Below are 26,353 nucleotides of genomic sequence, written 5' to 3'. Positions count from 1 at the left end.
GCGTCAGCGCGCGAGTTCAGGCCGTGGCGAGCGCCGCGGCATCGAACTGGTGTGCCACGGCGGCCGGCGTCGCCTTGGGCTGCTCGAAGGTGACGATCTCCCAGGCCTCGCGATCCTCGAGCAGGACGCGCAGGATCTGGTTGTTCAGCGCATGGCCGGCCTTGTGTGCCGAATACGAAGCCAGCAGCGGGTGGCCACAGAGGTAGAGATCGCCGATGGCGTCGAGCACCTTGTGCTTCACGAACTCATCGGCGTAGCGCAGGCCCTCGGCGTTGAGCACGCGGTATTCGTCCATCACGATCGCGTTCTCGAGGCTGCCGCCGAGCGCGAGGCCGTTGGCCCGCATGAACTCGACGTCCTGCATGAAACCAAAGGTGCGCGCACGCGCCACGTCGCGGACGTATGAATGCTCGGCGAAATCGACCGTCACACGCGTCGACGTGTTGTCGATGGCCGGATGGTTGAAGACGATCGAGAAGCTGAGCCGGAAACCATCGTACGGTTCCAGACGCACCCACTTGTCGCCTTCGACGTATTCGACCACCTTCTTCACCCGCAGGAATTTCTTCGGCGCCGATTGCTCCTCGATCCCCGCCGACTGCAGCAGGAACACGAAAGGCGCGGAACTGCCGTCGAGGATGGGAATCTCCGGCGCATCCACGTCGACGTGCAGGTTGTCGATGCCCAGGCCGGCCAGCGCCGACATCAGGTGCTCGACCGTGCCGACCTTCTCACCCCCCTTTTCCAGCCCGGAGCACATGCGCGTGTCGCACACGGCATAGGGGTCGGCCGGCAGGCTGAGCGGCGGATCGAGGTCGACGCGATGGAAGACGATGCCGGTATCCGGCGCCGCCGGACGCAGGACGAGCGTCACCTTGCGCCCGCCGTGCAGACCGACGCCGGTGGCCTTGACGATGGATTTGAGGGTGCGCTGCCTGATCATCGTTAAATTTCCTTTAAACATCGCAATTTTATCACGCACCTCCTGGCGGGACAGGCTATGTGCCTCATTCACCCAGACTGTTGCGCAAGCGGATATTGCAATGCAGCACACGAAAACGACGCGGGCACCCGTCACGAACCGGAGGCGGCGGTTCGCAAAGGGTGCCCGTTGGACAGGCGGTCACGCGCAAAGTGCGCGCAACCGTTTTCCGGTCAGTCGGCCTGGCGGCGGAGGAAGGCGGGGATGTCGTAGGTGCCGACGCCGCTGGTGCTCATCGCTTCGACCGTGGTGCGACGGCCACTGCGCATCACGGCCGGCACGTCGAGGTTGGTCATGTCGACGGCACCGCCACCGCTCATGGCCGGACCATAGGTACCGGTACCCTGGACCACCTGCATGACCGGCTGGCGGGCTGCGCGCGGCGCACCCAGGCCGGTGGCGACCACCGTGATGCGGATGCGGTCTTCCATGCTTTCGTCGAACACGGTGCCGTACTTGACGAAGGCTTCCGGCGCGGCAAAGGCCTGCACGGTCTTCACGGCATCGCGCACTTCGGACATCTTCAGCGACTTGCTGGCGGTGATGTTGATCAGCACGCAGCGCGCACCCGACAGTTCGGTCCCTTCGAGCAGCGGCGAGACGGCAGCCTGCTCGGCCGCGATGCGGGCGCGGTCCATGCCGGCGGCTTCGGCCGAACCCATCATCGCGCGGCCCATCTCGGCCATCGCGGTGCGCACGTCCTGGAAGTCGACGTTGACCAGGCCGGGCACATTGATGATCTCGGCGATGCCGCCGACGGCCGAACGCAGCACGTTATCGGCGGAACGGAAGCATTCCTCGAAGCCGGCGTCGTCGCCATAGACGTCGAGCAGCTTGTCGTTGAGCACGACGATCAGCGAATCGACGTGACGCGTGAGCTCTTCGACACCGCTCTCGGCGACGCGGATGCGGTTCTCGAAGTCGAAGGGCTTGGTCACCACGGCGACGGTCAGGATGCCCATCTCCTTGGCGATCTCGGCCACGACCGGTGCAGCCCCCGTGCCGGTACCGCCACCCATGCCGCCCGTGATGAACACCATGTGCGCGCCTTCCAGCGCCGCAGCGATCTCATCGCGCGACTCCTGGGCCGCGGCGCGACCGGCTTCGGGCTTGGAGCCCGCACCCAGTCCGGTGCCGCCCAGCTGCACCTTGTGCGACGCCAGGCAGCGGTTCAGCGCCTGCGCATCGGTGTTGGCGGAGATGAAATGAACGCCTTTCACCCCTTCGCGGATCATGTGGTCGACGGCGTTGCCGCCGGCACCCCCGACACCGATCACCTTGATGATCGTACCGGACGGCTCTTTCTCAACGATTTCAAACATTTGCCTCGCCTCCTGAATTAACGGCCCTGCTCAACAACGAATGCCGCCCAGCCCGCATCTAGTAACAGCCGCGAATTTTAATACTAAATACAGGCCGGGAAATCGGCTTTTATACAAAATGACTGGACGTCTGGCGCCCGGTCAGAAATTCCGTTCGAACCACGACTTCATGCGTCCGAAGAACTGCTTCACGGTGCGCGTATCCCGCGCCTGCTGACCGCGCCGGCGTTGCGCTGCACCTTCCATCACGAGCCCCATCGAGGTGGCGTAGCGCGGCTGGCACACGACATCGGCGAGCCCCCCGTCGTACAGCGGGCCGCCCACGCGCACGGGCATGTGGAACACGTCCTCGCCCAGCTCGGCCATGCCGCGCATCACCGACGAACCGCCGGTGAGCACGATGCCCGACGACAGCAGCTCCTCGTAACCGGAACGACGCAGCTCGGCCTGCACTAGTTCGAACAGCTCGGACACGCGCGGCTCGATCACGTCGGCCAGTGCCTGGCGCGACAGCTTGCGCGGCGGGCGATCGCCCACGCCGGGCACTTCGATCATTTCTTCGGGGTCGGCCATCTGATGCATGGCGACGCCGTGACGGATCTTGATTTCCTCGGCCTCGGTCGTCGGCGTGCGCAGCGCCATCGCGATGTCGTTGGTGATCTGGTCGCCGGCCACCGGGATGACGGCGGTGTGACGGATCGCGCCCTGGGTGAACACCGCGATGTCGGTCGTGCCGCCGCCGATATCCACCATGCACACCCCCAGTTCCTTCTCGTCTTCGGTGAGCACCGCATGGCTGGACGCCAGCGGCTGCAGGCTCAGGTCCATGACCTCGAGCCCGCAGCGGCGCACGCACTTGATGACGTTCTGCGCGGCGGACACGGCGCCGGTGACGATGTGCACCTTGACCTCGAGGCGCACGCCGCTCATCCCGATCGGCTCACGCACGCCACCCTGCCCATCGATGATGAATTCCTGGGTCAGGATGTGCAGGATCTGCTGCTCGGCGGGGATCGGCATCGCGCGCGCGACCTCGATCACGCGCTCGACATCCATCGGCGTGACCTCCTTCTCCTTGATCGCGACCGTGCCGCTGGAGTTGAAGCTCTTGATGTGGCTGCCGGCGATGCCGGTGTAGACGTCGTGGATCTTGCAGTCGGCCATCAGCTCGACTTCCTGCACGACACGCGAGATCGCGTCCACCGTGGCTTCGATGTTCACCACCACGCCGCGCTTGAGGCCGTTGGTCGGCTGCGTGCCGAGGCCGACGACGTTGAGCCGGCCGTCCGGGCGCACCTCGGCGACCATGCAGGTCACCTTGGCCGTGCCGATGTCGAGGCCGACGATCAGATCCTTGTATTCCTTGCTCATTGCTTGCCCTTCCTGGCGCCTTGCGAGGCGGCGTGCAGCAGCACCGTGCCGTCGGCCGGTGTCAGCGCAAAACCGCTCGGGTAGCGCAGGTCTGCGACCTTGATGTCGATGTCGATCTGTTCCCGCACGCGCGGCCAGGCCGCGATGAAACGCTTGAGCCTGTCGGCGAGCGCGGACCTGTCCTGCTCACGGCCAAGCATGATCACCAGGCCGTTGTCGAGTTTGAGCTGCCATGCCTGCCGCGCGGACAGGGCCAGTCCGACCAGACGCACGCCGAGCGGCCGCAGCAGGTCGGAAAATTCGGCATGACGCGCCAGCAGCCAGCCTGCGCTGCCCTGCGGGCCGTCGAACTGCGGCATGTCGGCGTCGCTGGCGGCGACGAAGACCTCGCCCTGCGCATTCACCAGCCGTGCATCGCCGCTTTCCGAAACCGTCCAGTAGGCCACCGCCTGGTGCTCTTCCAGACGCAGCTCGATGGCGTCGGGCCAGCGCCGGCGGACCTCCGCCTTGCGCACCCAGGGCAGCTTCTCGAAGGTCGCCTTCACCGACTCCAGATCGACGGTGAAGAACGTGCCGTCGATGGCCGTGCGGGCCGCGTACTCGAGCTGTTCTTCAGTGACCTTGGCGGGCGGCGTCAGCACCACGATCTCGCGCAACGGGAACAGCGGGCGCGACACGAACCAGATCACCAGCGCCCAGCCCAGACCGATGGCGGCGAGCAGCGTGAGCAGATCCGAGATCAGGTTCAGCAGCGCGGGCCGGTGCCACAGCCCCGTCTCCGCACGCGGCGCGCGCGCAGCCACCCGTTCCGGACGACCGGAACGGATTGCGGCGGGGCGCACGCTCACCTCAGCCAAGGCGGGCTCCTTCGAGGATCTTCAGGCACAGGGCCTCGAACTCGAGACCGGCCACACGCGCCGACATCGGCACCAGCGAATGGCTGGTCATGCCGGGCGAGGTGTTCATCTCGAGCAGATAGGGGCGGCCGTCCGCGGTGAGGATCAGGTCCGCACGCCCCCAGCCCCGGCAGCCCAGCACGCGAGCCGACTTCATGATCAGCGCCTGGAGTTCGGCCTCGAGCGCGGCAGGCAGGCCGCAGGGGCAGTCGTAGCGGGTGTCGTCGGTAAAGTACTTGTGCTGGTAATCGTAGTTGCCGTCGGGCGCCACGATGCGCACCAGGGGCAGCGCCTGGTCTTCGAGGAAGGGTGCGGTCAGCTCCTCGCCGGCGACGAATTCCTCGGCGATGACCAGGCTGTCGTAGCGGGCGGCGAGTTCCCAGGCGGCACGCAGCTGGCCGGCCTCGGTGACCTTGGTCGCCCCCATGCTCGAGCCTTCATGCACGGGCTTGACGAAGATCGGCAGCCCCAGCTCGGCGACCACCGCATCCCAGTCGGAGTCGGCCTCGAGGATGGCGTAACGCGGCGTGGGCAGCCCGCTGGCCAGCCACACCATCTTCGTCCGCCACTTGTCCATCGACAGGGCCGAGGCCATCACGCCGCTGCCGGTGTAGGGAATGCCCATCAGTTCCAGCGCGCCCTGCACCGTACCGTCCTCGCCGCCGCGACCATGCAGCGCGATGAAGGCACGATCGAAGCCCTCTTCCTTGAGGATGTGCAGATCCCGTTCGGCCGGGTCGAAAGCATGCGCATCCACGCCGGCGCCCTGCAGCGCAGCGAGCACCGCCTGGCCGGACATCAACGACACCTCGCGCTCGGCGGAGGAACCGCCGAACAGGACTGCAACCTTGCCAAACCGCGCTTTCACAACATTTCCTCGATCGGTGCGAGCTTGCCCGGCACGGCGCCGATGCTGCCCGCTCCCATGGTGATCACCACGTCGCCATCGCGCGCGGCAGACAGAATCATCTTAGGCATGTCGGCGATATCCTCGACGAACACCGGCTCGACATTGCCGGCAACGCGGATGGCGCGCGCCAGCGAGCGCCCGTCGGCAGCAACGACCGGCGTTTCGCCCGCCGCATAAACTTCGGCCAGCAGCAGCGCATCGACGGACGACAGCACCTTGACGAAGTCCTCGAAGCAGTCCCGCGTGCGCGTGTAGCGGTGCGGCTGGAATGCCAGCACCAGACGCCGTCCGGGGAAGGCGCCGCGCGCGGCCGCGATCGTCGCCGCCATCTCAACCGGATGGTGGCCGTAGTCGTCGACCAGCGTGAAGCTGCCCGCCTCGTCGCCATCCTGGTCAATCAGATGCACTTCACCATAGCGCTGGAAGCGCCGGCCCACGCCACGAAAATTCGCCAGCGCATTGATGATGGCCTCGTCGGACACCTGCACCTCGGTCGCCACCGCGATGGCGGCGAGCGCGTTCAGCACGTTGTGCAGGCCCGGCAGGTTGAGTTCGATCGGCAGGCGCGTCGTCGTGCCATTGACCCGCACGCAGTCGAACAGCATGCGGCCACCGTCGGCGCGCACGTTCTCAGCACGGATGCTGGCGGTCGGCGACAGGCCGTAGCGCACGATCTGCCTGGAGACCTGCGGCGCGATTTCGCGCACGTTGGCATCGTCCTCGCACAGTACCGCCACGCCGTAGAAGGGCAGGCGCTGCAGGAAATCGACGAAGGCCTGCTTGACCCGCCCGAAGTCGTGGCCGTAGGTGTCCATGTGGTCGGCGTCGATGTTGGTGACGACCGAGATCGTCGGGCTCAACAGCAGGAAGGACGCGTCGGACTCGTCGGCCTCGGCCACCAGGTACTCGCCCTTGCCCAGGCGCGCATTGGCACCCGCGGCATTGAGCCGGCCACCGATCACGAAGGTCGGGTCGATGCCGCCTTCGGCGAGGATGCTGGCCACCAGCGAGGTCGTCGTGGTCTTGCCGTGCGTGCCGGCGATCGCGATGCCCTGCTTGAAGCGCATCAACTCGGCCAGCATCTGCGCGCGCGGCACGATCGGGATATGGCGCTCGCGTGCGGCGACAACTTCGGGGTTGTCGGGTTTCACGGCAGTCGACACGACGAGCACGTCTGCACCGGCAACCTGCGCCGCATCGTGGCCGCGCATCACGCGCGCGCCCATCTTCTGCAGGCGGCGCGTCGCAGCGTTGTCACCGAGATCCGAGCCGCTCACGGCGTAGCCCTGGTTAACCAGCACCTCGGCAATGCCGCTCATGCCCGAACCGCCGATACCGACGAAATGGATGTTTCTGACCTTGTGCTTCATATCCTTTCTCCGCCGGCCAGTTCCTCGCAGACGCGGGCCACCTCGGCCGCCGCGAGGGGGCGGGCAAGGGCGCGGGCATGCTCGGCCATCTGCAGCAGGCGCGGGCGGTCGATGCTGGCGAGAATGCCGGCCAGCCGTTCGGCGTTCAGTTCGGTTTGCGGCAGCAGGTAGGCACCACCCCGCTCGGCAAGGAAGCGCGCATTGCCGGTCTGGTGGTCGTCCACCGCATGCGGGAAGGGCACCAGCAGGCTGGCCACGCCCACCGCTGCCAGCTCGGCGACCGTCAGCGCACCCGCACGACAGATCACCAGGTCGGCCTCGGCATAAGCCGACGCCATGTCGTCGATGAAGGGACGCAGATCACCCTTTACCCGCGCGCGGGCATAGGCGGTACGCAAGCCGTCGATCTGTTTCTCACCCGCCTGATGCACCACCAGCGGCCGCTGCTCGGCCGGCATGCGCCCCAGGGCTGCGGGGACGGCCTCGTTCAACGCCGCAGCGCCCAGACTGCCGCCGACGACGAGGATCCGCAGCGGCCCTTCCCGGCCAGCGAAACGCTCGGCCGGTGGCGCGACTCCGGCAATCTCCGCACGCACCGGGTTGCCAACCCAGCCGCCGTTATTCAACACGTCGGGGAAACCTGTCAGCACGCGATCGGCGACGCGGGCCAGCACCCGGTTGGCGAGTCCCGCCACCGAGTTCTGCTCGTGCAGCACCAAAGGCCTGCCAAGCAGCGCCGCCATCATGCCGCCGGGGAAGGTGATGTAGCCGCCCATGCCGAGCACGACGTCCGGCCGGGCACGGCGCAACTCGCGCAGCGCCTGCCAGAACCCGGACAGCAGGTTGACCGGCAACATGAGCTTGCGCACCAGTCCCTTGCCGCGCAGCGCACCGAAACGCACCCAGGCGGTGTCGTAGCCACGCCCCGCCACGATGCGCGCCTCCATGCCATCCGGGTTGCCCATCCACACCACGTGCCAGCCCTTCGCCCGCAGCACCTCGGCAACCGCAATGCCGGGGAAGATGTGTCCGCCGGTACCGCCAGCCATCACCATCAGCGTCTTCATGCGCTGCTCCCCCGCTTGAGCTGACGCACTTCCCAGTCGACACGCAGCAGGATCGCAAGTGCAACGCAGTTGGCGACGATGCCCGAGCCGCCGAAGCTCATCAGCGGCAGGGTCAGCCCCTTGGTCGGCAGCAGGCCCATGTTGACGCCCATGTTGATGAAGGACTGCACGCCGAGCCACAGCCCGATGCCCTGCGCCACGAGCCCGGCGTAGTAGCGCTCGAGCTTGATCGCCTCGCGGCCGATGGCGAAGGCGCGCTGCACGATGACCGCGAAACCGGCGACGACCGCGAGCACGCCGACGAAGCCCAGTTCCTCGGCGATGACCGCGAGCAGGAAGTCGGTATGGGCCTCGGGCAGGTAGAACAGCTTCTCGACGCTGCCGCCGAGGCCGACGCCGAACCACTCGCCACGCCCGAAGGCGATCAGCGCGTGCGACAACTGGTAACCCTTGCCGAAGGCGTCCTTCCACGGGTCCATGAAGCCAAGCACGCGCTCCAGACGATAGGGCGAACTCAGGATCAGGATGATGAAGCCGATCACCGCGGCGATCGCCAGCAAGGCGAAGACGCGGCCATTCACGCCACCGAGGAAGAGCACGCCGAACGCGATGGTGGTGATGACGACGAAGGCACCGAAATCCGGCTCGCGCAGCAGCAGGAAGCCAACGAACAGGATCACCGTCATCATCGGCAGGAAGCCGCGCTTGAAGCTGCTCATCGCATCGAGTTTGCGCACCGTGTAGTCGGCCGCGTACAGCGCGGCGAAGATCTTCATCAGCTCGGACGGCTGCAGGTTGATCGGACCGAGCGACAACCAGCGCTGCGCGCCGTTGACCTCACGGCCGACGCCCGGAATCAGCACGACGATGAGCAGGACCACGCCAGCGACGAACAGCGCCGGGGCGAGCTGCTGCCACCGCGCCATCGGCAACTGGAAGGCGACGAGGCCGGCACCGAGTCCGACCGCGAGAAAGACCGCGTGCCGCATCACGAAATAATGCGACTGGTAGCCAGTGAAACGACTGCCTTCGGCGATGGCGATCGACGCCGAATACACCATCACCAGGCCCAGCAGCAGCAGGCCCACGGCAGACCAGATCAGGAGCAGGTCGAGTTCGCGCACCGGATTGCCGCCACGCGCGAAACGGTCGTCGACGCGCGAGCCGTTCTCGGTCTTGCGCGCACCGACGCCGAACAGACCCGCGAGGCTGGCTCCGAGCTTCATCGTGCGGACACCTCCGGCAAGCCGCGTACCGCCGCGACGAAGACTTCGGCACGGTGCGCGTAGTTGCGGAACATGTCGAGACTGGCGCACGCGGGCGACAACAGCACCACGTCACCCGCCTGGGCGAGCGCGTTGGCCCGTACGACGGCCCCCTCGAGATCAGCGGCACGTTCGGTTGGCACGCCGCAACCCGTCAGTGCCCCTTCGATACGACCGGCGTCGCGTCCGATCAGCATCACCGCGCGCGCCTTGCCGGCCACGACCGGGGCGAGCGGCGAGAAGTCCTGCCCCTTGCCGTCACCGCCCGCGATCAGCACCACGGGCCGGTCGAACCCGGCCAGCGCGGCGACCGTAGCGCCGACGTTGGTCCCTTTCGAATCGTCGTAGAAGCGCACGCCGTCGGCACGCTCGGCAACGAGTTCGACGCGGTGCGGCAAGCCGCGGAACGCCAGCAGGCCGACAACCAGCGACTTCGGCTCCAGCCCCAGCCCGGCTTCGCACAGCGCCAGCGCGGCAAGTGCATTGGCGGCGTTGTGGCGGCCGGCCAGCGGCAAATCGGACAGCGCCAGCAGGGGCTGCTCGCCGCGGACCAGCCAGTCTGCGCCGCCATGTCTGGCGATGCCGTAGTCACCGGGCCTGCGTGGCGCGTCGGTCCCGAAGCGAATGATGTCGCGCCCCGGACGCGCCATCGCATCCACGCGGACATCCTCGCGATTCAACACCTGCGCACCACGCCCCTGGAAGATCACCGCCTTGGTCGCGGCGTACTCGTCGAGGCCTGCGTAGCGATCCAGGTGATCGTCGGTGACGTTCAGCACCGTGGCAGCCTCCGCATCGAGGTTCCGCATCGTCTCGATCTGGAAGCTGGACAGTTCGAGTACCCAGCATTGGGGTAAGGCGGCGCCGGCGGCAAGCCGGTCCATCAGCACGTCGAGTGCAGCCGGGCTGATGTTGCCGGCCGCGACGGCGTCGATGCCGGCAGAACGCGCCAGCGCGGCGGCGAGCGCAGTCGTCGTGGTCTTGCCGTTGGTACCGGTGATGGCGAGGATACGGGTCTGCGAGCGCACCCCCAGTTCGTCCAGCGCCTCGGCCAGCAGGCTCATCTCGCCGGTGATCGGCAGACCACGACGGCAGGCCTCGGCAGCGACACCGACGCGCGGGTCGAGACCCGGGCTCAGCGCCACCAGATCGACCCCATCGAGCACCTCGCTGCCGAAACCGCCGGTGACGATCTCCGCCAGCGGCGCATCCTCGCGCAGCGCGTCCAAACCGGGCGGCGCAGTGCGGCTGTCGGCCACGCGCACGCGCGCACCGCGCAGCGCGCACCAGCGAGCCATCGCCAGGCCCGACTCGCCGAGCCCCAGCACGAGGACATGTTTTCCGGTGAGTGCGCTCATCTCAGCTTCAGCGTCGACAGGCCGAACAGCACCAGCATGATGGTGATGATCCAGAAGCGGACCACGACCTGCGTTTCCTTCCAGCCACCCAGCTCGTAGTGGTGGTGCAGCGGCGCCATGCGGAAGATCCGCTTGCCGCCGGTCGCCTTGAAGTACAGCACCTGCACCATCACGGACAGCGTTTCTGCGACGAACAGGCCGCCCATGATGAAGAGCACGATCTCCTGCCGGACGATGACGGCGATGGTGCCGAGCGCGGCGCCGAGCGCAAGCGCGCCGACGTCGCCCATGAAGACCTCCGCCGGGTAGGCGTTGAACCACAGGAAACCGAGGCCGGCGCCGCAGATCGCGCCGCAGAACACCGCGAGCTCGCCCGCTCCGGCAACGTAGGGCACGCCAAGGTACTTCGAGAATCCGACGTGACCAGCGACGTAGGCGAAGATCGCCAGGGCCGCAGCGACCATCACGGTCGGCATGATCGCGAGGCCATCGAGACCGTCGGTGAGGTTCACCGCATGGCTGGTGCCATTGATGACGAAATAGGTCAGCGCGATGAAGCCGAAAATGCCGAGCGGATAGGCGACCGCCTTGAAGAAGGGGACGATGAGTTCGGTTTCGGCCGGCGTATTCGCGGTGAGCCCAAGATAGACGGCCGCGGCGAGGGCGATCGCCGAGGTCCAGAGGTACTTCCAGCGACTCGCCAGGCCCTTCGGGTCGCGGTGCACCACCTTGCGCCAGTCATCCACCCAGCCGACTGCGCCGAAACCGAGCGTGACCAGCAGGGTCACCCACACGTAGTCGTTCTTCAGATCACCCCACAGCAGGATGGTGATGCCGATGGAGATCAGGATCAGCGCGCCCCCCATGGTCGGCGTGCCCGCCTTGGTCAGGTGCGACTTGGGACCGTCGTCGCGCACCGCCTGGCCGATCTTCTTGGCCGCGAGCCAGCGGATGACGCCGGGACCGGCGATGAGCGAGATCGCCAGCGCCGTCAGCGCCGCGAGCACGGTCCTCAGCGTGATGTAGCCGAAGACGTTGAAGCCACGAATGTCCTGGCCGAGCCAGAGTGCAAGTTCCAACAGCATGTTAGGCGCCGCTATCCATTGAAGGGGCGGAATTGTGCATTGCCGCAAGCGCGTCCGCCACCCTTTCCATACGCATGAACCGCGAGCCCTTCACCAGCACGACCGAGTCTGCATCCAGCCTGGGCGCCAGCGCCCGCACCAGCGCCTCGGGCGACGCGAAGTGCTGGGCGCCATCGCCGAAATTTCGCACCGCAACATTCGTCATTTCGCCCAGTGCGAACAGGCCGTCGATCCCCTTGCTCTTGGCGTAGCCGCCGATCTCGTCATGGACTTGTGCGCTGGTTTCGCCCACCTCGCCCATATCGCCGAGCACCAGCCAGGTGTGCCCCGGCATGGACGCAAGCACGTCGATGCCGGCACGCACCGAGTCGGGATTGGCGTTGTACGAGTCGTCGAGGATCACGGCGCCGCCCGGACCGATACGTCGCTGCAGACGACCCGGCGTACCAAGGAACTCACCGAGACCTTCGGCCACTGCCTCGGACGTCACGCCGGCCGCAAGGCAGGCAGCGGCAGCGCCGACGGCATTCCGCACGTTATGCAGACCCGGCACCTGCAGTGCGAAGTCGATACGCCCCTGGGGAGTATCGAGCTCGACCCGCGAACCGAGGCCGCGAAGGGTACACCGGCCGCTGACGTCGGCGACCTGCTCGATACCGAATGTCACAATCGCACGATCGGCGTTCAGGGCGCGCCAGTACTGGGCATGCGGGTCATCGGCATTGATCACCGCCACGCCGGCACTGCCAAGCCCCGCATAGATCGCGCCCTTCTCGTGCGCGACCTCTTCGAGCGTACCCATGCCTTCGAGATGGGCCCGCTGCGCGTTATTCACGATGGCGACGGTTGGTTGCGCCAGCGCCGTCAGGTAGGCGATCTCGCCCGGATGGTTCATGCCCATCTCGATCACGGCAGCGCGATGGAAGTCGCGCAACTCGAGCAGCGTCAGCGGCAGGCCGATGTCGTTGTTCAGGTTCCCCCGCGTCGCCAGCACCGCCTCGTCGCCGAAGCCGTCCCGCCGCGCCTGCGCGCGCAGGATGGCGGCACACATCTCCTTGACGGTGGTCTTGCCATTGCTGCCGGTCACGCCGACGAGCGGCAGGGCGAAGCGCGAGCGCCAAGCCGCGGCGAGCGCACCAAGCGCGAGACGCGTGTCCTCGACGACCAGTGCGGGCAGCGGCGGCTCGGGGTTCGCGTCGAACCAGCGAACATCCACCAAGGCGGCCGCGGCCCCGGCTCGAGCCGCGACATCCACGAAGTCGTGACCGTCGAAGCGCTCGCCGCGCAGCGCGACGAACAGCTGACCCGGCGCCAGCGCGCGACTGTCGGTACCCACCCCGTCAAAGCGCGTCATGCCGATTGCACGCGCGCCATACTGAGCGAGGGCGCGTGCGGCATCCTGCAGACTCATCATCGTTTCGCCCCTCCCGCATGCCAGGCGCGCAGCGCCACATTCGCCTGCTCCAGGTCCGAGAACGGCAGGCGCTGACCCATCACTTCCTGATACGGCTCATGGCCCTTGCCCGCGATCACCACGACGTCATCCGCCGCCGCCTCCGCGATGGCGATGCGGATCGCCTGTGCGCGATCGACGATGCACTCGGCCTGCGGGCCTGCGCCTGCTGCCACTGCATCGAGGATCTTCAGCGGATCTTCCGTGCGCGGATTGTCACTGGTGACAATGACGCGGTCGGCAAGACGAGCAGCGACCTCGCCCATCAGCGGACGCTTGCCCGCATCACGGTCGCCGCCGCAGCCAAAGACGCAGCTGAGCCGGCCGCGACGCGAGTGCACGGTCGTACGCAGGGATTCGAGCACCTGCGCCAGCGCGTCCGGCGTATGCGCATAATCGATCACGATCAGCGGCTCGCACACGCCGCCGACCAGTTGCATGCGTCCCTCCGGCGGCGTCATCCGCACCAGAACGGGCGGCAGCTCATCGAACGGCACACCGCGCGCGAGCAGCGCGCCCGCCACGGCCAGCAGGTTCGAGACGTTGAACGGCGCAACCATCCGGACCTGAATTTCGGCAACGCGGTGATCCCACTGCAGCGCGAAGCGCAAGCCCGTCGGCGCAGCCTGCAGCCGGTCGCCGAGCAGCACACGCGCACCCGGCACCGCATCGGCGTTGGCGTGGTACAGGGTGCACGCGATCACGTCCCGCCCCTGCGCCACCAGCCGCCGCGCGAGCATGAGCCCGTAGGGATCGTCGATGTTGATCACGCAGCGCTCCACCCCGGGTAGCGAGAAGAGGCGCGCCTTGGCTTCGCCGTAGGCCTCCATCGAGCCGTGGTAATCGAGGTGGTCGCGGCTCAGGTTGGTGAAGATCGCCACATCGAAGCAGGCGCCATTGACCCGCCCCTGGTCGAGGCCGATGGACGAGACCTCCATCGCCGCCGCCCCTGCCCCGGCCCTGGCGAAGCCGGCGAGCAAGCGATGCAGCTCGAGCGCATCGGGCGTGGTGTTGAGCGAACTCTCCAGTTCGCCCGGGAAACCGTTGCCAAGGGTGCCGACGATACCGCAGCGCACCCCAAGGTCCTGCATGGCGCTCGCCAGCATCTGGCTCACGGTAGTCTTGCCATTGGTGCCCGTCACCCCCACAAGCCAGAGGCGTTCGGACGGGCGACCATAGATCTCGTGCGCGAGATGGCCGGCAAGGTCACGCAGACGCTCGACCGGCAGCGACGGAATGGGCAGCTCCCCTGCGTTGAAGCCATCGCCGCTTTCCCACAGCACGGCGGCTGCGCCACGCTCGACGGCCGACGCCAGGTAGCGCCGGCCGTCGGTGCGAAATCCGGGCCACGCCGCGAACACCTCACCCGGCCCGACACGGCGCGAGTCCGCCGTGATCCCGCAGGGGACCACGCCAGCTGCCTGCAGGCGCGCGAGGATGGGTGCGGCAAGGCTCATTTACATGCTCTCCTGCGCGACGGCCGTGCCCCCCGCGCCCTCGGACTGGCGCCGCGCGAGCTGCAGCGGCGTCAGCGGCGCGTCAGGCGCGACGCCGAGCGAGCGCAGCGAACCTTCCATGATGCGAGAGAACAGCGGCCCGGCCACCGTGCCGGCGTAGTAGCTGCCCGCACTCGGTTCATCGATCATCACGGCGACCACCAGGCGCGGATTGGAGACCGGCGCAAAGCCCACGAAAGATGCGATGTAGCGCTTGGTGTAGCGACCATTCTCGATCTTGAGGGCGGTACCGGTCTTGCCGCCGACGCGATAACCCGCGACCTGCGCCTTGGTCGCCGTACCGCCAGGCTGTGTCACTGACTCCAGCATCGCACGCACCGCATGCGTCGTCTCGGGCGAGAAGATACGACGGCCATTGCTGGGCTCGCCCTCGACACGGGTCAGGGAGAGCGGCACCAGCTCGCCGTCACGCGCAAAGGCGAGATAGGCGCGGGCCATCTGGATCAGGCTCACGGAGATACCGTGACCGTAGGACATCGTCGCCTGCTCGATCGGTCTCCAGGTCTTGGCCGGACGCAGGCGCCCCCCGCTTTCGCCGGGGAAACCCAGGTTCAGCGGCTTGCCGAAACCGAGATCGTCAAACAACTGCCACATCTCGGTCGGGCTGAAATGCTGGGCGAGCTTCACCGTGCCGATGTTGGACGACTTCTGCATCACTTCCGCGACCGTCAACGACCGGGCGTGACGATGCGAATCGGAGATGGTCGCCGTACCGATCGTCATGCGTCCGGCAGAGACGTCGATCAAAGTCGTTGGCGTCGCCTTGCCACGGTCGAGCGCCAGCCCGGCGATGAAAGGCTTCATCACCGAGCCCGGTTCGAAGCTGTCGGTAAACACCCGGTTGCGGAGTTGTTCGCCGGTCAGGTTGCTGCGGTTGTTGGGGTTGAAGGTCGGCGCGTTGGCCAGCGCAAGGATCTCGCCGGTACGCGAGTCGATGACCACCGCCGCACCGGCCTTGGCCTTGTGCTGCTGCATCGTGTCGCGCAGGGCCGACCAGGCGAGGTACTGAATCTTGCCGTCGATCGAAAGCGCGACATCCTCACCTTCGCGGGGCGGGCGCACGGCCTCGACGTCCTCGATGATCTGGCCACGACGATCCTTGATCACCCGTCGCAATCCCGGACGACCTGCGAGCTGCTTCTCGAAGGCAAGCTCGATGCCTTCCTGGCCACGGTCCTCGACGTCGGTGAAGCCCAGGATATGCGCCATCACCTCGCCGCCCGGATAGTAGCGACGGTACTCCTGCTGCTGGTGAATGCCGGGCAGCTTGAGGTCGGCGATGCGCTGTGCCACCTCGGGCGACAGCTGACGCTTCAGATAGACGAAGTCGCGCGGCGTGGCGAGCTTTTCATTGAGCTCACGCACATCCATCTCGAGCATGCGCGCGAGCTCCCGCGCCTGGGCAGGCTCGAGCTTGGCGTCGGACGGCAGCGCCCACACCGAACGCACGGGCGTGCTGACCGCCAGCATGTCGCCGTGGCGATCGGTGATACGACCGCGCGTAGCCGGGATCTCGATCGTTCGCGCATAGCGCGACTCGCCCTTGGCCTGCAGGAAATCCTTATTCACGCCCTGCAGGTACAGGGCGCGCCCGGTCAGCGCCATCGACCCCGCGAGCAGGGCCAGCAACACGAAGCGCGGGCGCCACTGCGGCAACTCGCGCTTGAGCAAGGGGTTGTGATTGAAGGTGACCGTACGTTGATTCTTTTTCATGATTGCGGCTCCACCAACATGACCTGCCCCTGCACAGGCGGACGCATGCCCAGCCTTTCGCGCGCCAGCTTCTCGACCCGGGCGTGTGCCGCCCAGGTGCTTTGCTCGAGCTGCAGCTGCCCCCACTCGACCTCAAGCCCATGGGCACGCGACTGCTCGCGTTCGAACTCAGCGTAGAGCTTGCGTGCCTGATGCTGGGACGAGACCACCCCGAGCGCGCTCGCTACCACCAGCGCCACCAGCACCGCGTCGGCCCGGATCATCATGCGGACGCCTCCGTGCGCTCGGCGACGCGCATCACCGCACTGCGCGAACGCGGATTGGCCGCGACCTCAGCCCCGCTCGGGCGCACAGCCTTGCCGACCAGGCGCAGGCGCGGCGGCGGCAGGTCGGCGGCACGAATCGGCAGGCGCGCCGGAAACACCGGCGGGCGCGACTCGTCACGCATGAAGCGCTTGACGATACGGTCTTCGAGGGAATGGAAGCTGATCACCGCCAGACGCCCGCCCGGCACCAGCCGCGCGACGCAGGCAGGCAGCACGCGCGTCAGCTCCTCGAGCTCTTGATTAATGAAAATCCGTAGAGCCTGGAAGGTGCGTGTCGCCGGGTGCTGCCCCGGCTCGCGTGTCCTGACCGCTTTTTCCACGATCGCGGCAAGTTGTCCAGTGGTTGCAACAGCCCCCCCTGCCCGAGCAGCTGCAATCGCCTTTGCAATCGCATAAGCAAACCGTTCCTCGCCATAATCCCTGATTACCTCCGTGATCTGACCGACGGTTGCCTCCGCCAGCCATTCCGCCACGGTTTGCCCGCGGCTCGTGTCCATCCGCATGTCCAGCGGCGCATCGAAGCGAAAACTCATGCCACGCGACGCATCGTCAAGCTGCGGTGACGACACCCCGAGATCCAGCAACACGCCATCCACCCGCGCCACACCAAGCGCATCAAGCTGAGCATCGAGATCGCCAAAGGCCGAATGCACCAGCGTCAGCCGCGCATTACCAAGCGCCTGCCCGGCTGCGATTGCCACCGGATCGCGATCGAAGGCGATCAGCCGCCCCTGCGGCCCAAGCCGCTCGAGTACCGCGCGACTATGCCCGCCACGCCCGAAGGTGCCGTCCACATAGACGCCGTCAGCGCGAATCGCGAGCGCATCGACCGCCTCGTTCAGCAGGACGGTGATATGTGCCTGAGGCGCACTCACAGCGCCAGGCTCTCGAAGCCGGGCGGCAACCCGGTATTCATCAGGGCCAGCATGGCTTCCTGCTGCTTCTGCCAGCCCTCATCGGACCAGAGCTCGAAGTGACTGCCCTGCCCCACCAGCCAGACCTGCTTGTCGAGCTTCGCGAACTGGCGCAGCGACGAAGCCACCAGGACACGGCCTGAAGCGTCGAGCGCTTCCTCCTGGGCAAAACCCACGAGAAGGCGCTTCAGCATGGCGGAGGTCGGATCAAGCCCCGGCGCCGCGAGCACCTTGTCGCGGATCGGAACCCAGGCGGGAACGGGGTAAACAAGCAGGCAGCCGTGAGGATGGGCGGTCAACACCACTTGGCCGTTCTCGACGGCCAAGGCATCGCGATGCCGCGCGGGGATCGCGAGACGACCCTTGGCATCGAGATTGAGCGCTGCGGCTCCCTGGAACATCGTCCCCCCTGACGGCACGGGGCAGCGTCGAAACGACACTTTCCCCCACTTTTTTCCACTTGGACCCACTTTAGTGGAAAGGCCGTACCCGGTCAAGCTGACAAAACCGGAATCTCGTTGTTACACAATGACTTATGCGAACCCGGGAAATGTTCAATAAACCCTGAAAAATCAAGGCCAATAGCGAATGGACATGTGAAACCGGTCGAACTTGGGCGGGATCGACGTAAAGGTGGGGCGAAGTGGGAAAAATACTGGCTGCGACGCGGCGCGCCGGATGCGCGCACGCCCCTTGCAGGCGTACGTCGCTGTTGAGCCGAGGCGCCGCACGACGCGACGCGCATGCGCGCCCGTATGCGGAGGCCTTGCGGCTCAAAAATGGAAGTGGGGAAGTTCGCCGATAAGCCGGGTTCTGTCGAACATCGCCGGCAAGCCGGCGACATCGGGCAGTCATTCCTCTGGGCGCCCCGTTACCGTGGCGCTCTAGCAGCCTACCCGGGAGCGACGCGAGCCACGCCAATGCTCCCCTATTTGGCCTTGCCCCGGATGGGGTTTGCCGTGCCAGTCCTGTTGCCAGTCCTGCGGTGAGCTCTTACCTCACCGTTTCACCCTTGCCTGATCCCGTTTGCACGGGCCATCGGCGGTCTGCTCTCTGTTGCACTTTCCGTCGCCTCACGGCGCCCGGCCGTTAGCCGGCATCCTGCTCTGCGGGGCCCGGACTTTCCTCCACGCACGACGAGGTGCGCAGCGACTGCCTGGCGAACTTCCCGCGTCGGATTATACGCGTTCGGCTCAGCCGCCGTCGGCTGGCGCCGCAACAAAAGTCGGCGCCCCCTCTTTCAGTACGAAACTGCCGACCAGGCGACCGGGGGGCTGACCCGAGGCGTTATCCCAATCCTGCACGCGACACTGCTCCGTGCTGGCGAGATACCAGCGGTTGCCTTGATGCAGCGCCCACAGCCGGTCGCCAGCCTCATACACGCGCATCTCGACCAGCGTCGTCGAGCCTGGGTGAATCGACACCCGCTTCTGGCAGTGCGGCAGACGCGAAGCGATCAGCGACTGCTTGAGTTCATCATCCCAGAAGAACTTCTGCTCGCGCACCAGCACGAGCGCATGCTGGCTGCCCTCGACCATGTAGGCCGTCGCGCTGTTCTCGCAGGCGGACAACAGCGGCAGCAGGGCAAGCGCAAGGACAATCCGACGGATACGGCTGACGTGGCCGATCATGCCCCTCTCCTCAGGCGACCAGTTTCCAGGACACACTCTCACCGGCACGCAGCGGCACCAGCGGATCGCTACCCAGGTAGGGATAGCTCGCCGGCACGGACCACGACTCCTTGCGCAGGGTGATCGAGTCCGGGTTGGGTGCAAGGCCATAGAACGCCGGACCGTTCAGGCTCGCAAAGGCTTCGAGCTTCTCAAGCGCACCCGCCGCCTCGAACACCTCGGCGTAGAGCTCGATGCCAGCATGGGCGGTGTAGCAGCCCGCGCAGCCACAGGCATTCTCCTTCGTGCTGCGTGCATGCGGCGCCGAGTCCGTGCCGAGGAAGAAGCGCGTATTACCCGAGGTGACGGCCGCCACCAGCGCCTCACGATGCGTCTCGCGCTTGAGCACCGGCAGGCAGTAATGATGCGGACGGATACCGCCCTGGAAGATGGCATTCCGGTTCAGCAACAGATGGTGCGCGGTCACCGTGGCCGCCACATGCGCACCGGCCGCGCGTACGAACTGCGCGGCTTCGGACGTCGTGATGTGCTCGAAGACCACCTTGAGCCCTGGAAAGCGCCGCACCAGCGGTGACAGCGTGCGCTCGATGAAGACCCGCTCGCGGTCGAAGACGTCGACATCCGCACCGGTCGCCTCTCCGTGCACGCACAACACCAGCCCGAGCTTCTCCATGCGCTCGAGCACCGGATAGATCTTGTCGATGGCCGTGACGCCGGCGTCAGAGTTGGTCGTGGCGCCCGCGGGGTAAAGCTTCGCGGCCACGATGCGGCCCGACTGGACCGCACGATCGATCTCGTCAGGCGGCAGGTTGTCGGTGAGATAAAGACTCATCAGCGGTTCGAAACGCGTCCCCGGCACGGCCGCAAGAATGCGCTCGCGGTAGGCTAGCGCCTGCGCGGTGGTCGTCACCGGCGGCTTCAGGTTCGGCATGATCAGCGCACGCCCGAAACGAGCTGCGGTATGCGGTACCACCGAGGCTAGCGCCGCATCGTCGCGGACGTGGAGATGCCAGTCGTCGGGACGGACAAGGGTGATCGTTTGCATGGTGCTTATCCTTGGACCAAGGTCATGATTATAGGCGGTCGGACGCCCTTCAGCGCGGCTCGCGCAATGCCAGCGCACGGGCGTACAACAGGTTCTTCGGCGCGCCGGTGATCTCCGCGGCAAGCTTCGCCGCGCCCTTCACCGGCAAGGCATCCAGCAACAGCGCCAGGACGCGTTCGGCCTCCGCATCGAGCCCCTCCACGTCGGGCGCTCCACCCAGTACGAGCACGAACTCGCCCCGACTGCGGTTGGCGTCGCCGGCGAACCAGGCCGCCGTCTCGCCCAGGGGCATGCGCACGATCTGCTCGTGCAGCTTGGTGATCTCGCGCGCGATCAGCACCTCGCGCTCGCCGCCGAACACCGCAGCCATGTCCGCCACGCACTCGACGATGCGGTGCGGCGCTTCGTAGAACACCATCGCATCCCGTTCGTCGCGCAGGGTCTGCAGCGCCGAGACACGCGCGGCCGATTTCGGTGGCAGGAAGCCGACAAAGCGGAAGCCACCCTCGGCAAAGCCGGATACCGACAGCGCAGCCACCGCTGCACACGGCCCGGGCACGGGCACCACCGGGTAGCCGGCGGCGCGCACCCGCGCCACCAACCTGGCCCCCGGATCGGAGACGGCGGGCGTGCCCGCATCGGTGATCAGCGCCACCTGCTGCCCCGACTCGAGCAATGCGATCAGTCGTCCGGCCGCCTCCTGCTCGTTGTGCTGATGCACCGCCAGCATTCGCGTCGTCACCCCGAAGGCATCGAGCAGGCGCTGGCTATGGCGCGTATCCTCCGCCGCCACGACGTCGACAGCAGCCAGCACGGACAACGCACGCACGCCGATGTCATTCATGTTTCCGAGCGGTGTCGCCACCACATACAATGACGATGTACTTGCCAGCGGATTCTGCAGCAGGGGGATGGATGGAGTCATGTCGTCGGAAGGCACGCCAGGCGGCGCAAGGAGGAAAACAGGAATGGCAGCACGACAACGCGCCACCGGCGCAGCCCGGAGTCCGGACGGCGACATTGTCGACGCCCGGCCGACCCGCGCGCAAGCGCAGGGGCAACTTGCCGAAGACCTGGCCGCCCGCCACCTCGCCGCCAACGGCTTGCGCCTCATCGCCCGCAACGTGCGCTGCCGCGGCGGCGAGGTCGACCTGATCTGCCTGGACCGCAACTGCGTCGTATTCGTCGAAGTCCGCCTGCGCACCAATGCCCGCTTCGGCGGTGCCGCCGCCAGCATCACCGAAGCCAAGCGCCGGCGTGTGCTGCTCGCCGCCCAGTGGTGGCTCACCGGCCAGGGGCGCCGCTTCCAGGGCGCCGCGTGCCGCTTCGACGCCGTACTGCTCGACAAGCCGGACGAAGCGCACATCATCTGGTTACGTGCCGCCTTCGATGCCGGATAAGGCTACATGCTAGACTTTTGCGTCCATCGAATGACGAACGCAAAATGGATCTCATCGAGCGCATTTCCCGACAGTTCCAGGACAACACGCGCACGACGCACGACGCCCTCGAGATGCTCGCCGCCCCGATCGCCGGCGCCGTCGAGGTCATGACGTCGAGCCTGCTCGACAATGGCAAGATCCTCGTCTGCGGCGGCAGCGGCTCGTCCGGCGACGCCCGCCGTTTCGCCGCGCAGCTGGTCAATGGCTTCGAGCTCGAACGCCCCTCGCTGGCTGCCTTCGCCCTGAGCGCCGACGCCTCCACGCTGGCCCCGATCGCCGGCGACCCCAGTCCGGCAGCGCTTTTCTCGCGCCAGATCCTTGCACTCGGCCAGCCCGGCGACGTTCTCCTCACCTTGTCGACCCGCGGCGACTCCTCGCGCATCGTCGATGCGATCCAGGCCGCGCAGGAACGCGACATGCGCATCATCGCGCTGACCGGCATCGAAGGCGGCACGGTGGCCGAACTTCTCGGCCCCGAAGACATCCATCTGTGCGCCCCCGCCGATCGCACGGCCCGCATTCAGGAACTGCATTTGCTCATCCTGCACTGCCTGTGCGACGGTATCGACTGTTTACTACTCGGAGTGGAAGACTGATGCCCAACGCCCCTCACACCGCCAGCCGTTCCGCACAGCCCCTTGAGGGCCGGCGCCGCCTCGTCCTCGGCCTGCTCGCCGCAGGCAGCCTGCCCCTGCTGCAAGGCTGCTTTCCTGTCGTCGCCACCGGCGTCGGCGCCAGCGCCGCCATGATCTCCGACCGGCGCACGAGCGGGGCCTATGTCGAAGATGAAGGGATCGAATGGAAGGTCGCCAGCCGCATCCGCGAACGTTTCGGCGACAGCGCCCACATCAACGTCACGTCCTACAACCGCAACGTCCTGCTGACCGGCGAGGCGCCGAACGAAACCGTTCGCAGCGAGCTCGAACGCATCGTTGCCGGGGTCGAGCACGTGCGCGGCGTCATCAACGAAGTCGTGGTCGGCCCCAACTCGTCGCTGACCGCACGCGGCAACGACGCGCTGATCACCTCGAACGTCAAGGCCCGCTTCGTGGACGCTCAGCGGTTCTCGCCCCACAACGTCAAGGTCGTGACCGAAGCCAACGTCGTCTTCCTGCTCGGCATCGTCACTCGCGCCGAAGCGGACGCCGCCGCCGAGGTCGCACGCACCAGCAAGGCCGTGCGCAAGGTGGTGCGCGTGTTCGAATACATCAGCGACGAAGAGGCGCGCCGCCTCGACAACCCGACCGGCGCGCGCAAGTAAGGGGCGTCAGCCGGCGGCGGCAAGCGCATCGAGCAGCTTCTGATGCACGCCGCCGAAACCGCCATTGCTCATCACCAGCACATGATCGCCCGGCTGCGCCACAGCGGCCACGTCAGCCACCAGCCGCTCCAGCGCCTCATAGGTGCGGGCGCGCTCGCCGAGCGGCGACAGTGCCTCGGCCGCATCCCAGCCCAGATTGTTCGCGTAGCAATACACCCGGTCGGCTTCCGCCAGACTGCCGGGTAGTTGCGCCTTCATCACACCGAGCTTCATCGTGTTCGAGCGCGGTTCGAGCACGGCCAGGATGCGCCCCTGGGGCTCGCGCCGGCGCAAGCCCCCGACCGTCAGCGCGATCGCCGTCGGATGATGAGCGAAATCGTCATAGACCCGCACCCCGTTCTCGACGCCGCGCAGCTCCAGCCTGCGCTTGATGCCCTTGAAGCGCGCGAGGCTGGCGATGGCCTGCGCCGGCGTCACCCCCGCATGGCGCGCCGCCGCGATTGCCGCCAGGGCGTTCTCGCGGTTGTGGCTGCCCGCCAGCGGCATGATCGCCCGCCCCTGCTCCACGCCACCCAGGCAGAACACGGCCTCGGCCTCGGACGCACCTGTCGCCACCGTCCATTGCGCCGGCTCGTTGAACCACTCCAGCTCCGACCAGCAGCCACGCTCGATCACGCGCTTCAGGCTTTCCTCGCGTGCGTTGGCGATCACCCGCCCCATTGCGGGAATCGTCCGCACGAGATGATGGAACTGGGTCTCGATGGCGCCCAGGTCGGCAAAGATGTCGGCATGATCGAACTCGAGGTTGTTGAGGATTGCCGTGCGCGGACGGTAATGGACGAACTTCGAGCGCTTGTCGCAGAAGGCGGTGTCGTACTCGTCGGCCTCGATGACGAAGAAGGGCGACTCGGTCAGGCGCGCCGACACGCCGAAGTTCTGCGGCACACCGCCAACCAGGAAGCCCGGATTCAGCCCGGCATCCTCCAGCATCCACGCCAGCAGCGAGGTCGTCGTGGTCTTGCCGTGCGTGCCCGCCACCGCCAGCACCCAGCGCCCGGCCAGCACGTGCTCGGCCAGCCACTGCGGTCCCGAAACATAAGGCAGGCCGCGATCGAGGATCGCCTCGAGCAAGGGGTTGCCACGCGACACGGCATTGCCGACGACGAACATGTCGGGCGCAAGGTCGAGTTGCGAGGGATCGTAGCCCTCGATCAGCCGAATGCCCTGCTCCTCGAGCTGGGTGCTCATCGGCGGATAGACGTTGGCATCGCAACCCGTGACGGTATGGCCCGCCGCGCGCGCAAGCAGCGCCACGCCGCCCATGAAGGTGCCGCAGATGCCGAGGATGTGGATGTGCATGGGGGAGAAGCTCCGAGAGGCCGTCATCCGGATGAAACCGGGCCGTGTAGAATTGGCCGGCATTCTACCCGACCCCCATCATGCACTCACACGCCCCCCACAGCGGCACCCTGCGGCGCGAGATCGCCGCCCTGGCTGCCCGCATGATGGCCGAAGACGGCATCAGCGACTTCGGCTTCGCAAAACGCAAGGCGGCCAAGCAACTGGGCGCAACCGACTCCGACGCCCTGCCGAACAACGCCGAGATCGAGGCCGAGCTGCGCGCCTGGCAGGCCCTGTATCAGGACGAGGAGCAACCCGAGCGCCTGTACGAGATGCGCAGCGCCGCGGTCGAAGTCATGCGCCTGCTGGCCGATTTCCGCCCCTATCTGACGGGCGGCGCACTCGACGGCACGGCGGGCCGCTATTCGGAACTGGAAATCGAGCTCTTTCCCGAGAGTGCCAAGGAGGTGGAGATCTTCTTCCTCAACCAGGATTTCCACTACGAACATCGCGAACCCCGGCGACCGGCCCCCAACACGCCCGAGGCCATCCTGACTTTCGACTGGGACGATGTGCCGGTTCGGCTGTCGATCTATCCGGCGGGCGCCGAGCGCAGCGGCCGTCGCCAGGAGCGTGCGCGCCTGGCGCAGGTCGAAGCCCTGCTCGCCAGCTCGAGCCTGGACGAGCAAGCCGCCCCCTCCGGCGACTGAAGGACACCCCAATGAGCCGCAGCCTGCAAACCGCACTCATCCTCATCGTCGCCCTGCTCGCAGGTGTCGGCGGCTATTTCGCCAATCGCGCCAGCCAGCCCGAGCCTGTCACGACGCGCCGCGACATCTCCGCCGAGACGGTCAATGCCCTGCTCGCCCTGAGCCTGCCCGACACCCACGGCCAGGCACAGGCGATCGAACAGTGGCGAGGCAAGGTCATCGTCGCCAACTTCTGGGCCACCTGGTGCCCACCGTGCCGCAAGGAGATTCCCGACTTCGCCGCAGCCAGCCAGGCGCTTGCGGACCAGCCGGTGCAGTTCGTCGGCATCAGCATCGACAGTCTGGAGAAAGTGCAGGCCTTCAACGACGAGTTCAAGGTCCCCTACCCCTTGCTCATCGCCGGCCCGGAAGCCCTTGCGCTGGCCGCCGGCTTCGGCAACGACGCCCGCGCCCTGCCCTTCACGGTCATCATTGATCGTGAAGGCAAAGCTCGCCATGTCAAGCTGGGCACCTTGAACCGGGACGAACTCGAGGGCAAAATCCGCGCACTGCTCGCACACTGAGGCTCTCTCCGCAAAAGCCGCAAGTGGACAAGTTGTCGGGATTTGCGGCAAACTTGCTGCCATGAAGCGTACATCACGCTGCCAAAAGACTGAATCGAGACGAGGCGGAAGCCGCATTTCGCCTTCTTGCGTCAGCGTTTTTGGCCATCGACCGAGCCTGGCAGTAAGCCACAACGGGGGATTTCCCGTGGGCTTTTCGTTGCCTCCGGCCGCCGGAGCGGTCGTTTCCAGGACCCGCCGCGCACGATATCGCGCCGCCCCAACGCCCATTCGCGGCACCCAGACAATCAATCCACAACTGCCGTAGGCCGCCCCGACAGGCAAGGCCGTTCGGCACGGAGAACTAGCATGGATCTGCGCAAGCTGAAGAAACTCATCGACCTCGTCCAGGAATCGGGCATCTCCGAACTGGAAGTCACCGAGGGCGAGGAAAAGGTCCGCATCGCCAAGCATTTCGGCGGCGCAGCCGCGCCGGCAACCTACGTCGCCCACGTTCCGGCTGCCGCGCCTGCCGCAACGATGCCCGCAGCCGCCGCCGCAACCGAACCTGCAGCGGCAGCCTTGCCCGAAGGCAATATCGTCAAGTCGCCGATGGTCGGCACCTTCTACCGCGCCTCGGCGCCGGGCGCCAAGCCGATGGCTGACGTCGGCCAGAGCGTGTCGGTGGGCGACCGCCTGTGCATCATCGAAGCGATGAAGCTGATGAACGAGATCGAGTCCGAGTTCTCAGGCGTCGTGAAGGCGATCCTGGTCGAGAACGGCCAGCCGGTCGAGTACGGCCAGCCGCTCTTCGTCATCGGCTGATCGCGCC

Annotated in this window: 26 protein-coding genes and 1 other RNA gene; 6 read left to right on the top strand and 21 right to left on the bottom strand. The window is 66.8% G+C overall.

What is annotated here, in order from left to right:
- Positions 1-16: 16 nt before the first annotated feature.
- From lpxC to rsmI, 20 genes are all read right to left on the bottom strand, one after another.
- Positions 17-943 carry a UDP-3-O-acyl-N-acetylglucosamine deacetylase gene (gene lpxC / locus AC731_RS18565; RefSeq protein ID WP_048708386.1) on the bottom strand — a complete coding sequence of 309 codons (927 nt, stop codon included), beginning with the start codon at positions 941-943 and terminating at the stop codon, positions 17-19.
- 212 nt (positions 944-1,155) lie between these two features.
- Positions 1,156-2,304, bottom strand: coding sequence for a cell division protein FtsZ (ftsZ, locus tag AC731_RS18560; protein WP_004264787.1), 1,149 nt, complete (start codon positions 2,302-2,304; stop codon positions 1,156-1,158).
- A 141-nt stretch (positions 2,305-2,445) separates the two neighbouring features.
- Positions 2,446-3,675 carry a cell division protein FtsA gene (gene ftsA, locus AC731_RS18555; RefSeq protein ID WP_004264786.1) on the bottom strand — a complete coding sequence of 410 codons (1,230 nt, stop codon included), beginning with the start codon at positions 3,673-3,675 and terminating at the stop codon, positions 2,446-2,448.
- A complete protein-coding gene (locus AC731_RS18550) occupies positions 3,672-4,532 on the bottom strand; it encodes a cell division protein FtsQ/DivIB (RefSeq protein WP_048708384.1) in 861 nt (286 codons plus the stop codon). Before AC731_RS18550 ends, ftsA begins: the two co-directional genes overlap by 4 nt.
- Positions 4,525-5,439: a D-alanine--D-alanine ligase gene (locus AC731_RS18545; RefSeq protein ID WP_048708382.1), complete on the bottom strand. Its 915-nt coding sequence runs from the start codon at positions 5,437-5,439 to the stop codon at positions 4,525-4,527. The genes AC731_RS18550 and AC731_RS18545 overlap by 8 nt, the downstream gene beginning before the upstream one ends.
- Positions 5,436-6,851 (bottom strand): UDP-N-acetylmuramate--L-alanine ligase, encoded by a 1,416-nt coding sequence (gene murC / locus AC731_RS18540; RefSeq protein ID WP_048708381.1) that lies wholly within the window; start codon positions 6,849-6,851, stop codon positions 5,436-5,438. The genes AC731_RS18545 and murC overlap by 4 nt, the downstream gene beginning before the upstream one ends.
- Positions 6,848-7,918 (bottom strand): undecaprenyldiphospho-muramoylpentapeptide beta-N-acetylglucosaminyltransferase, encoded by a 1,071-nt coding sequence (gene murG, locus AC731_RS18535; protein ID WP_048708379.1) that lies wholly within the window; start codon positions 7,916-7,918, stop codon positions 6,848-6,850. The genes murC and murG overlap by 4 nt, the downstream gene beginning before the upstream one ends.
- The gene (gene ftsW, locus AC731_RS18530; protein WP_048708378.1) at positions 7,915-9,144 is read right to left on the bottom strand and encodes a putative lipid II flippase FtsW; all 1,230 of its coding nucleotides are present in this window, start codon (positions 9,142-9,144) and stop codon (positions 7,915-7,917) included. Before ftsW ends, murG begins: the two co-directional genes overlap by 4 nt.
- On the bottom strand, positions 9,141-10,541 hold the full coding sequence (gene murD / locus AC731_RS18525) for a UDP-N-acetylmuramoyl-L-alanine--D-glutamate ligase (protein ID WP_048708376.1): 1,401 nt from the start codon (positions 10,539-10,541) through the stop codon (positions 9,141-9,143). Before murD ends, ftsW begins: the two co-directional genes overlap by 4 nt.
- The gene (mraY, locus tag AC731_RS18520; RefSeq protein ID WP_004264772.1) at positions 10,538-11,626 is read right to left on the bottom strand and encodes a phospho-N-acetylmuramoyl-pentapeptide-transferase; all 1,089 of its coding nucleotides are present in this window, start codon (positions 11,624-11,626) and stop codon (positions 10,538-10,540) included. Before mraY ends, murD begins: the two co-directional genes overlap by 4 nt.
- A gap of 1 nt (position 11,627) precedes the next feature.
- The gene (locus AC731_RS18515; RefSeq protein ID WP_048708374.1) at positions 11,628-13,040 is read right to left on the bottom strand and encodes a UDP-N-acetylmuramoyl-tripeptide--D-alanyl-D-alanine ligase; all 1,413 of its coding nucleotides are present in this window, start codon (positions 13,038-13,040) and stop codon (positions 11,628-11,630) included.
- Positions 13,037-14,536: a UDP-N-acetylmuramoyl-L-alanyl-D-glutamate--2,6-diaminopimelate ligase gene (locus tag AC731_RS18510; RefSeq protein WP_048708372.1), complete on the bottom strand. Its 1,500-nt coding sequence runs from the start codon at positions 14,534-14,536 to the stop codon at positions 13,037-13,039. The genes AC731_RS18515 and AC731_RS18510 overlap by 4 nt, the downstream gene beginning before the upstream one ends.
- Positions 14,537-16,309 (bottom strand): peptidoglycan D,D-transpeptidase FtsI family protein, encoded by a 1,773-nt coding sequence (locus tag AC731_RS18505; RefSeq protein WP_004264765.1) that lies wholly within the window; start codon positions 16,307-16,309, stop codon positions 14,537-14,539.
- Positions 16,306-16,572: a cell division protein FtsL gene (gene ftsL / locus AC731_RS18500; protein WP_038012231.1), complete on the bottom strand. Its 267-nt coding sequence runs from the start codon at positions 16,570-16,572 to the stop codon at positions 16,306-16,308. The genes AC731_RS18505 and ftsL overlap by 4 nt, the downstream gene beginning before the upstream one ends.
- Entirely contained in the window at positions 16,572-17,510 is a 939-nt protein-coding gene (gene rsmH, locus AC731_RS18495; protein ID WP_048708371.1) for a 16S rRNA (cytosine(1402)-N(4))-methyltransferase RsmH, read from the bottom strand. Before rsmH ends, ftsL begins: the two co-directional genes overlap by 1 nt.
- Positions 17,507-17,950, bottom strand: a complete 444-nt coding sequence (mraZ, locus tag AC731_RS18490; protein ID WP_048708369.1) for a division/cell wall cluster transcriptional repressor MraZ — start codon at positions 17,948-17,950, stop codon at positions 17,507-17,509. Before mraZ ends, rsmH begins: the two co-directional genes overlap by 4 nt.
- 385 nt (positions 17,951-18,335) lie before the next feature.
- Positions 18,336-18,717: RNase P RNA component class A (gene rnpB / locus AC731_RS18485), an RNA gene on the bottom strand.
- Positions 18,718-18,742: 25 nt separating this feature from the next.
- The gene (locus AC731_RS18480) at positions 18,743-19,180 is read right to left on the bottom strand and encodes a hypothetical protein (protein ID WP_004264757.1); all 438 of its coding nucleotides are present in this window, start codon (positions 19,178-19,180) and stop codon (positions 18,743-18,745) included.
- Between the two features lie 10 nt (positions 19,181-19,190).
- The gene (gene pyrC, locus AC731_RS18475) at positions 19,191-20,225 is read right to left on the bottom strand and encodes a dihydroorotase (RefSeq protein ID WP_048708367.1); all 1,035 of its coding nucleotides are present in this window, start codon (positions 20,223-20,225) and stop codon (positions 19,191-19,193) included.
- Positions 20,226-20,274: 49 nt separating this feature from the next.
- A complete protein-coding gene (rsmI, locus tag AC731_RS18470) occupies positions 20,275-21,150 on the bottom strand; it encodes a 16S rRNA (cytidine(1402)-2'-O)-methyltransferase (protein WP_048708365.1) in 876 nt (291 codons plus the stop codon).
- 43 nt (positions 21,151-21,193) lie between these two features.
- Between rsmI and AC731_RS18465 the strand changes: the two genes are divergently transcribed.
- Genes AC731_RS18465 through AC731_RS18455 form a run of 3 tightly spaced genes read left to right on the top strand, consistent with a single transcriptional unit; the run spans position 21,194 to position 22,928 of the window.
- Positions 21,194-21,625, top strand: a complete 432-nt coding sequence (locus AC731_RS18465) for a YraN family protein (protein ID WP_048708363.1) — start codon at positions 21,194-21,196, stop codon at positions 21,623-21,625.
- 44 nt (positions 21,626-21,669) lie between these two features.
- Positions 21,670-22,263 carry an SIS domain-containing protein gene (locus AC731_RS18460; RefSeq protein WP_048708362.1) on the top strand — a complete coding sequence of 198 codons (594 nt, stop codon included), beginning with the start codon at positions 21,670-21,672 and terminating at the stop codon, positions 22,261-22,263.
- A complete protein-coding gene (locus AC731_RS18455; RefSeq protein ID WP_048708359.1) occupies positions 22,263-22,928 on the top strand; it encodes a BON domain-containing protein in 666 nt (221 codons plus the stop codon). The genes AC731_RS18460 and AC731_RS18455 overlap by 1 nt, the downstream gene beginning before the upstream one ends.
- 6 nt (positions 22,929-22,934) lie before the next feature.
- Here the strand turns inward: AC731_RS18455 and mpl are convergent, their stop codons facing one another.
- On the bottom strand, positions 22,935-24,287 hold the full coding sequence (mpl, locus tag AC731_RS18450) for a UDP-N-acetylmuramate:L-alanyl-gamma-D-glutamyl-meso-diaminopimelate ligase (protein ID WP_048708357.1): 1,353 nt from the start codon (positions 24,285-24,287) through the stop codon (positions 22,935-22,937).
- A gap of 143 nt (positions 24,288-24,430) precedes the next feature.
- Here mpl and AC731_RS18445 point away from each other — a divergent pair, with 143 nt between their 5' ends.
- The 3 genes from AC731_RS18445 (at position 24,431) to accB (ending at position 26,346) form a co-directional block, all read left to right on the top strand.
- Positions 24,431-24,979, top strand: a complete 549-nt coding sequence (locus AC731_RS18445) for a hypothetical protein (RefSeq protein ID WP_237266645.1) — start codon at positions 24,431-24,433, stop codon at positions 24,977-24,979.
- A gap of 11 nt (positions 24,980-24,990) precedes the next feature.
- A complete protein-coding gene (locus AC731_RS18440; protein WP_048708354.1) occupies positions 24,991-25,542 on the top strand; it encodes a TlpA family protein disulfide reductase in 552 nt (183 codons plus the stop codon).
- Between the two features lie 348 nt (positions 25,543-25,890).
- Complete coding sequence (gene accB, locus AC731_RS18435; protein WP_004291962.1) at positions 25,891-26,346, top strand: acetyl-CoA carboxylase biotin carboxyl carrier protein; 456 nt, start codon at positions 25,891-25,893, stop codon at positions 26,344-26,346.
- The last annotated feature ends 7 nt before the right edge of the window (positions 26,347-26,353 follow it).

It is taken from the genome of Thauera humireducens (assembly GCF_001051995.2).
GTDB lineage: Bacteria > Pseudomonadota > Gammaproteobacteria > Burkholderiales > Rhodocyclaceae > Thauera > Thauera humireducens.
This window is presented reverse-complemented; position numbering and strand designations above follow the sequence as displayed.